The sequence below is a fragment of the Methanobrevibacter sp. genome, assembly GCF_045646045.1.
GTDB lineage: Archaea > Methanobacteriota > Methanobacteria > Methanobacteriales > Methanobacteriaceae > Methanocatella.
On the sequence record NZ_JAZRJY010000094.1, the window covers coordinates 1 to 7028 of the forward strand.

Sequence of the window (7028 nt, forward strand, 5' to 3'; positions counted from 1 at the left end):
TATAATGTTTTCGGTTATTTTTGGGTTCTATGTAAGTGCTTGCATTCTAAAAACTTTAAATATTGCTTTTTTTTATATATAAATGTAATTATATTGTCTTTAAGCTGTAAAATACATTATATTTATCAAAGATTTTTTAAGATACTATGAGAAATGAAATAATTTATATATTTAAATCATATTTACTCCCATAATAATTTAAGTGCTTTTTATAAGCGCTTATTTATTTTTATTTCTAAATTTGTCAATTCACTTGCAAATTTACTTTTTATCCAATAAATTTATCGGGGACTGATTTTATACGAACATAAAACATAAAAATATACTAATATAATTTAATACAAGGAAATATTCATGACATATAACAGAAAAGTTTTAATTACATTATTCTTCATAACTTTTTCATTATCGACATTATTGAGCGTATCGGGACTTTCAAATGAAATCGCCACTTATTTTAGAGTAGAAATTGCACAAAGTACTATATATCTCGGAACATTTTTACTTATAGTTGGGATTACTGCATTATTTTTACCCGCATATCTTTCAAGATTTGAAAAGAAAAAATTTTTGGTTTTAACATTATTTGTAACTATTGTCACGGTTTTTATTCAGATTTTTGTTGACGATTTTCAAATTGCTGTTATACTAAGAATTATTCCGGCATTCTTTTATTCAACTGCAATCAGTTTTGCTTTAACATATATCGGAGAACTGGATCCGAACAATGTTAACAAGGTAGTTTTAGGAATAACCAGTGGAACAGTATTCGGTGCTTCATTTTCAATTTATCTTACAACAAATTACGGATTTGACTATGCTCTTATATGGATTGCTTTAATCAATGTGATATCATTGATTCTTACTGTTCTCTTTTTGCCTGAAATGAAGGGTAAAACAGAAAGTTTCCTTAATCAATTCCATAACGCTAAATGTGAACTTTTTGTAGTTTCAATCTGTTCCATACTGTTTATCGGAATAGGAGTATCAATCACATATAATTTCTTCACGTTATTATTGGAAACAATAACTAGATTGCCATATGATGAATTGTCATTATTCATATTCTTCAATGGACTTGCAGGAGTATTTGGAACAAGTCTGATGGGAAAATTAATGCAAAAAAATCTAAAATTGTCTGTTATGGCATATCCTTTTATTTTTATTCTGTTGATGCTGTCTATGATTATATGTATTGAAATGGAAAAACCGATGTTTGTTATATTGATTCTATTTGGTATTTTGGATGGATCAATGCAGACTATTGCACAATATACAATAACTTCAGCGGCAAGGGACACACCTGAATTTGCTAACGGATTTTATTTGTTTATAGTTAATTTAAACAGAACAATTGGTATAGTGCTTGGCGGAGTGCTTATCGAGTCATGGTTTACTACATCAATATTAATCATGTCAGTTATTTCATTTGCAATGTCTATACCATTTATCGTATATAGATTCAAAAAATATTCCTCAGTTGACTTGCTTCATGTTAAAGATGCAGTTTAACCATCATCTTTTTTAAAAAAATGAGTCTGTAAAATTTTATAGTCCTATTTGATTTTTAGATGTTTTTCAGTCCAATTTTTCATTTGATAGTCTAAAAATGTTAGAATTCCATTTTTAGTCTTGTATAATTTCTTTATTATTTCTGGATTAGTTTGTCTGTAGTAATTTTCGACTTTGTTTGATGTTTTCTCAATTTTTCATCATCTAAGTGTTGTACATATCTGTGGAAGTGATTGATGATGTGTTTTCTTATGAAATCTTTTAATACTACTGGTATTGCTCTGTAATTTTGTAAATATACTTAAATTATAATGTTATATTAAAAAATAAGCTAATGTAAGCGCTTACTTGCGAAAATACTTATATGGTACGTAGATTAAATCATAATATGGTAGTTACTATATAAGTAGGGATTTTTTATGAAGAAAAAATTATCTTTAATGCTGTTATGTGTATTCATTTTAATGAGCATCTCTTGTGTATGTGCAAGTGATAATACAACTGTAACAGTCAATATGGACAATAGTCATATGACTATATTTAATGAAAATAGTGCAGTAGCTGTCGACGTTCACAGTAGTTCTCCAAACACCAATTTTAATAATGCTGCACCTGGAACATATGATGATTTGAATAAAGATATTCAAAACATTACCTCCAACAGTGTTTATAACATTACAAAGGATTACAAATTTGGCGGAAAAAGCCAAACATTCATAGGCAATATACTCAGTAAATATTTGAAACCTACAATATCAAGTGGAGACAGTAATCATATAATTACTATTTCCCAAGACAATATCATCATCAATGGTAATGGTCATACCATTGATGCAGGTGGATCTAAAGACTTCGCAATATTCAATATTACGGGAAACAATGTGACAATCAATAATTTGAAATTTACAAATTGCCGATATGAATATAATAGTCCAATAAGTTGGTATGGAAATGATGGGGTCATTAATGGATGCATTTTTCGTAATGGCTTCTCTGTAAACGGTGGTGCAGTCACTTGGATGGGAAATAATGGTACCATATCCCAATGTCTTTTTGAAAATAACATTGCAAAAGGAGTCGGTGGTGCAATATACATTGGAGGTACAAACAATACAATTTCCAATTGTCAATTTGTACGTTCCCAATCACAACTTTCAGGTGAGGCAATATATGTTGACCGCAACCGCAAAAACATTTATTTTGTAAATGATACTTTTGAAAACTCACGCCCTACTATTGATGGGAAATCAATAGGTATGGATGTCAATTACTTTTACAAATGCCATAATGTCGATGTCTATGGTGATTTTAGTACCCGTACATCTTGCTTGATAGATATAATGCCTTTAATATACAAGTCCATTATGACGAATGGTATCACAAAAATTGATGATATTCTCAGTTATTATGCTGACTATAACAATGTATACAAAACTTTCACATTGAACATAGTCGCACATCAAACTTCCACATTGAACATATTCCCACATCAAGTAACAACTCCTTCCAGACATGATTCCAAAACTTTTGATTATATCAAATCATTTTATTTTTACAATGTGATTAACATCAATCAGATTTTCGATAAAGCAATCCATGGAAACTACAAATTCGACGTCGCACAGGTCGTTACAAAGTATATTTCTAAACAAGAAGATTATAAATCAACCCTAAACACAAAATCATCCGGTTTATGGTTCAACAAAGACAAAGATGCCCGGAAATTAACCAACGGTTTGAGAATTATTTTTACAGACAAATTATCAATATCTTCTCCCACCACTACATTGAACGTAAAAAATATGGGTTTCGATATTATTACAATCATGGGTAATGGTTCAACAATCATTGGTGGAGCCGGTGACCGTAGTGAGAAAAAATGGATTGTTATTGATCAAGATAATGTCACAGTTGTTGTCAATGGTTTGACTATTGTTAATTTCAATACTGCTGTTAAATGTTTAAAGGGTACTTGTTTCTTAAACAATGTCAAATTCAACAATAACCGTATGAATTATATTGCTGATAGAGATTGGGGTGCAGCAATGCTAAATACTGGTGTGGTAATCTGTAACAACTGCAGTTTCACAAATAATTATGCGAAAAACGGTGGTGCAATCTTCAACCAAGGTTATTTGGAATTAAACAACTGTACATTCGAAGAAAACACTGCATATGGAAAAGGAGACAATGTGTGCGTAGGTGATGGTGGAGTTGTAATGATTGACAAAGTAAACATTACTGAAGATAATAATGATGATTCAATTGTTTATTTTGCTAAAAGCATGTCTGCATCAACATCCACTTGGATGACTATTGCGTCCATTGCAGGTTCATTTGCCATTGGTTTTCTTGCGGGCGTTATTACTGCTAATCCACTAGTAGGTATAGCTGTAGGATGTGCAGCAGGCGCAGCCATAGGTACATTTACTGCTGTTGAAATCATTTCAGCTAAGTATGATGTCAATTATGATAGATTGAAAACATGTCTGTTTGTAATAGGAGGATCTGCGCTAGCAGGTGCAATGGGAGGATTTGTTGGATCAGTATTAGTTGGGGAAGAGGCATTCATTGGCCAAGAGATCCCATACATAAGTAGAACCTCCACATTCTCCAATTTTGTTGACCTTCCATTCCTAATCATGTTATGAGGAAATTGTCTAAAAATGGTTTTTCGGACAATTTCTCCTTTTTTTCTTTTTTTTGGTATCCGAGGATGTGGCGCAAAATTTTTAATCTAATTTTGTGTTTTGATAAACAGGAAGCATTTAAATGTTTAATTCAATCAATATAGTCTCTTTCTTTTCCATTAATCTTGTTTCTTCTACAGTAGACTTTTAATTTGTGATGTATTGTTTGGAACAAATGAAATGTACATAATTGATGATTAACTCCTATTTCATCAGATACATTACGATACATTGGGAATAAATCTGTTGTTAAACAAATAAATGGTTTATTTTTCGTTGAATCTAATATAAATTTCTTGGTATTTTTTGGTATTTTACGACGTACTATTCGTTCTGAGACTGGAACATTAAGTATGGCATCAAATAAAGTCAATCTGTAATGTCTAACTCCATTAAGTCTTAAAAATTGTTCATCATATAAATAATAGCCAGAATATTCGAATTCTTCATTGTTGATTGTTTCTTCATGATTTTTATTGGACCAATTCTTGATTGTTTGATGAGATATTCTGATTCCAAGGAATACTTCAAAGTATTTGCTTATTTTACCAAGTGATTGATATCCAATTTTCATTATTCCAGGAATTTTATTTATAATTTCTTGTAAAAATTGTTTATGTTCTCCAATTAATGGATTATTTTTTATTCCGAATTTTTTTCCACATTTTTTACATTGATACTGCTGTTCTTTAAATTCTGTGATTTTTCCATTGATATTTTGTTTATTCATTTAAATTAGAATCAAAGAAAAATTAGAGAGTATTTTCATCGAAGTTAAATTTCAACTGTAAAAAATAAAATTTGAAAGAAGCCTATAAAATTTTACAGACTCAAAAAAAATATAAATCCTCAACTTCAATAGGTTGAGGCAGTTTAAATTATTGTAATTTTAAATTATCTATAGCATGAATAAGCTCTAGCATATGTAAGTCTTTAATGTCCTGTGTTAAATAGCAGTTTTCTTCATAGTAAAATGCAGGAATACCTTTTTCATTTAAAGGAACAGTCAAATAAGGGCCGCTTGTTGTATGTTGAGGGTCATAGTAGGAAATGTTTTGTGTGGTATTTGAAACTTTATGGGAATAATTTGAACTTAATTGATTATCCACAGGAGTAAATACGAAAGTTTCAACAGGATAATATGCGCCATGCCCATGTATATCTACAGCTAAAGAATAGTTTCCTTTACTGATTTCCGGATATACATATTTTAAAGCTAATTCCTGACCTGTTTGTCTGCCCGGCTGATCATCAGGTGACAATTGTCCGTAACTGCTGAAATCTTCAGTAACATTAACAATATAAATATCATAGGAGTAGTTTAAATTGCTTGTATTCGGCAGCAGTTTAAGTAATGTCTTGTGTATATCGTTTTCTAAAGGATGAATGCCGACCACGTAAGCTATTTTTTTAGAAGAATTAGGATTTCCAATATTTTTAATAACTTGAACGAATCCGTTGTCCGAAGTATTATTTGCTATGACTTCAGGCTTACTTATTGCAGTGTTATTGTTATTATTGTTATTAAATAGGGTAATTGCAATGCCAAAAATTAAAAGAATGGCTATTAATAACAGTATTATTAAACGATAGTTGTTTCTTCTCATTTTAATCAATTTTTTAAATAATTAAATTACATCAAAGCCAATAAGTTTTACTTTATTGGAAAGTAATTCAGGACTTTCATCAATTTTTTCAGATAATTTGGTAGTTATGTATTTTTTATTATCGTCCGGAAAAACAGTTGCCATTTTCATGTCTTCATTATCCATTATAACGCTGGCCAAAAAGTTCGCTCCACTGGAAATGCCAACTCCCAAACCAAATTCTTTAGCTATTCTTTTTGACATATTAATAGCATCCAAATCATCAATTAAAACAATATCATCAATCAAATCTTTGTTAACTATTCCTGGAATAAAGTCATCACCAATTCCCTCTATCATATGACTTCCCTCTTCCATTCCCATTTTAAGTATGGATAATGTACTTGGCTCAAGGGCAAATATTTTGGAATCAGGATTATTTTCTTTTAATCTTTTTCCAATTCCCATAAGAGTTCCCCCAGTTCCAATACCGGATACAAAGGCATTCACGTCAGGAATAGTATCAATGATTTCTTTACCTGTTGTAGTATATTGAGCTTCAACGTTATATTTATTATCAAATTGGAGGGGTCTATATGCATCATTTTCTATAGCAAATTCTTCTGCAAGTTCAAGGGCTCTTTTAAATCCACCTTCTTCTTTTGATACAAGATGAACATGAGCACCATACATTTCTATTAGTTTTCTTCTCTCAAGAGATGCCCAGTCAGGCATGAAAATGTGGACTTCATGACCATAAAGAGCACCCATGGCACTAAATGCAATGCCTGTGTTCCCGCTTGTAACTTCTACAATTGCCTGGCCATCTTTTAATGTACCGTTTTCCTTTTCTTTTTCCAAGATATATGATGCGATTCTGTCTTTTATGCTTCCAGAATAATTGTAGTATTCAAGTTTGGTATATATGCTACCCTGCTTTTCCTCATATTCATAATTAATCTTTATAGTTGGTGTATTACCAATTAACTTTCTAACATTCATAACAATTCAATCCAATTTAATAATAGTATTATGTATGTATTTTTGTAAAAAAATACTTTTCTTAAATAATGTGATTGAAAAAATTTTTGAGGTATTAATATTTCTGTGAAAAGATTGGTGATTATCATCACTTCTATATGTTATTGCTGATGTAACATTATTTTGATAATGTATTTATTATATCAATATTTGTCATTAATTAAATCAATATTTGTCCTATTATTATGCATAATTATTA

4 protein-coding genes and 2 pseudogenes are annotated in these 7028 nt (G+C 30.4%); 2 read left to right on the forward strand and 4 right to left on the reverse strand.

All coding sequences use genetic code 11. The features are described from left to right. Positions 1 to 354 precede the first annotated feature (354 nt). On the forward strand, positions 355 to 1512 hold the full coding sequence (locus tag ACKI5C_RS06450; RefSeq protein ID WP_407432357.1) for an MFS transporter: 1158 nt from the start codon (positions 355 to 357) through the stop codon (positions 1510 to 1512). Between the two features lie 44 nt (positions 1513 to 1556). On the opposite strand, the pseudogene ACKI5C_RS06455 reads toward ACKI5C_RS06450, so the two are convergent. Then, positions 1557 to 1810, reverse strand: a pseudogene (locus ACKI5C_RS06455) (transposase); the annotation flags it as partial. 121 nt (positions 1811 to 1931) lie between these two features. Here ACKI5C_RS06455 and ACKI5C_RS06460 point away from each other — a divergent pair. Continuing rightward, positions 1932 to 4163 carry a hypothetical protein gene (locus ACKI5C_RS06460; RefSeq protein ID WP_407432358.1) on the forward strand — a complete coding sequence of 744 codons (2232 nt, stop codon included), beginning with the start codon at positions 1932 to 1934 and terminating at the stop codon, positions 4161 to 4163. Positions 4164 to 4299: 136 nt separating this feature from the next. Here ACKI5C_RS06460 and ACKI5C_RS06465 read toward each other — a convergent pair. The 3 genes and pseudogenes from ACKI5C_RS06465 to ACKI5C_RS06475 form a co-directional block, all read right to left on the reverse strand. Further along, a pseudogene (locus ACKI5C_RS06465) lies at positions 4300 to 4929 on the reverse strand (hypothetical protein); the annotation flags it as partial. A 151-nt stretch (positions 4930 to 5080) separates the two neighbouring features. Beyond that, the gene (locus ACKI5C_RS06470) at positions 5081 to 5809 is read right to left on the reverse strand and encodes a hypothetical protein (protein WP_407432359.1); all 729 of its coding nucleotides are present in this window, start codon (positions 5807 to 5809) and stop codon (positions 5081 to 5083) included. Positions 5810 to 5830: 21 nt separating this feature from the next. Continuing rightward, entirely contained in the window at positions 5831 to 6790 is a 960-nt protein-coding gene (locus tag ACKI5C_RS06475) for a PLP-dependent cysteine synthase family protein (RefSeq protein WP_407432360.1), read from the reverse strand. Positions 6791 to 7028 lie beyond the last annotated feature (238 nt).

Excerpts from the sequence above, each read along its gene's own strand:
- ACKI5C_RS06450 (WP_407432357.1), top strand. The coding sequence starts at position 355 with ATGACATATAACAGAAAAGTTTTAATTACATTATTCTTCATAACTTTT.
- ACKI5C_RS06470 (WP_407432359.1), bottom strand. The coding sequence starts at position 5,809 with ATGAGAAGAAACAACTATCGTTTAATAATACTGTTATTAATAGCCATT.
- ACKI5C_RS06475 (WP_407432360.1), bottom strand. The coding sequence starts at position 6,790 with ATGAATGTTAGAAAGTTAATTGGTAATACACCAACTATAAAGATTAAT.
- ACKI5C_RS06460 (WP_407432358.1), top strand. The coding sequence starts at position 1,932 with ATGAAGAAAAAATTATCTTTAATGCTGTTATGTGTATTCATTTTAATG.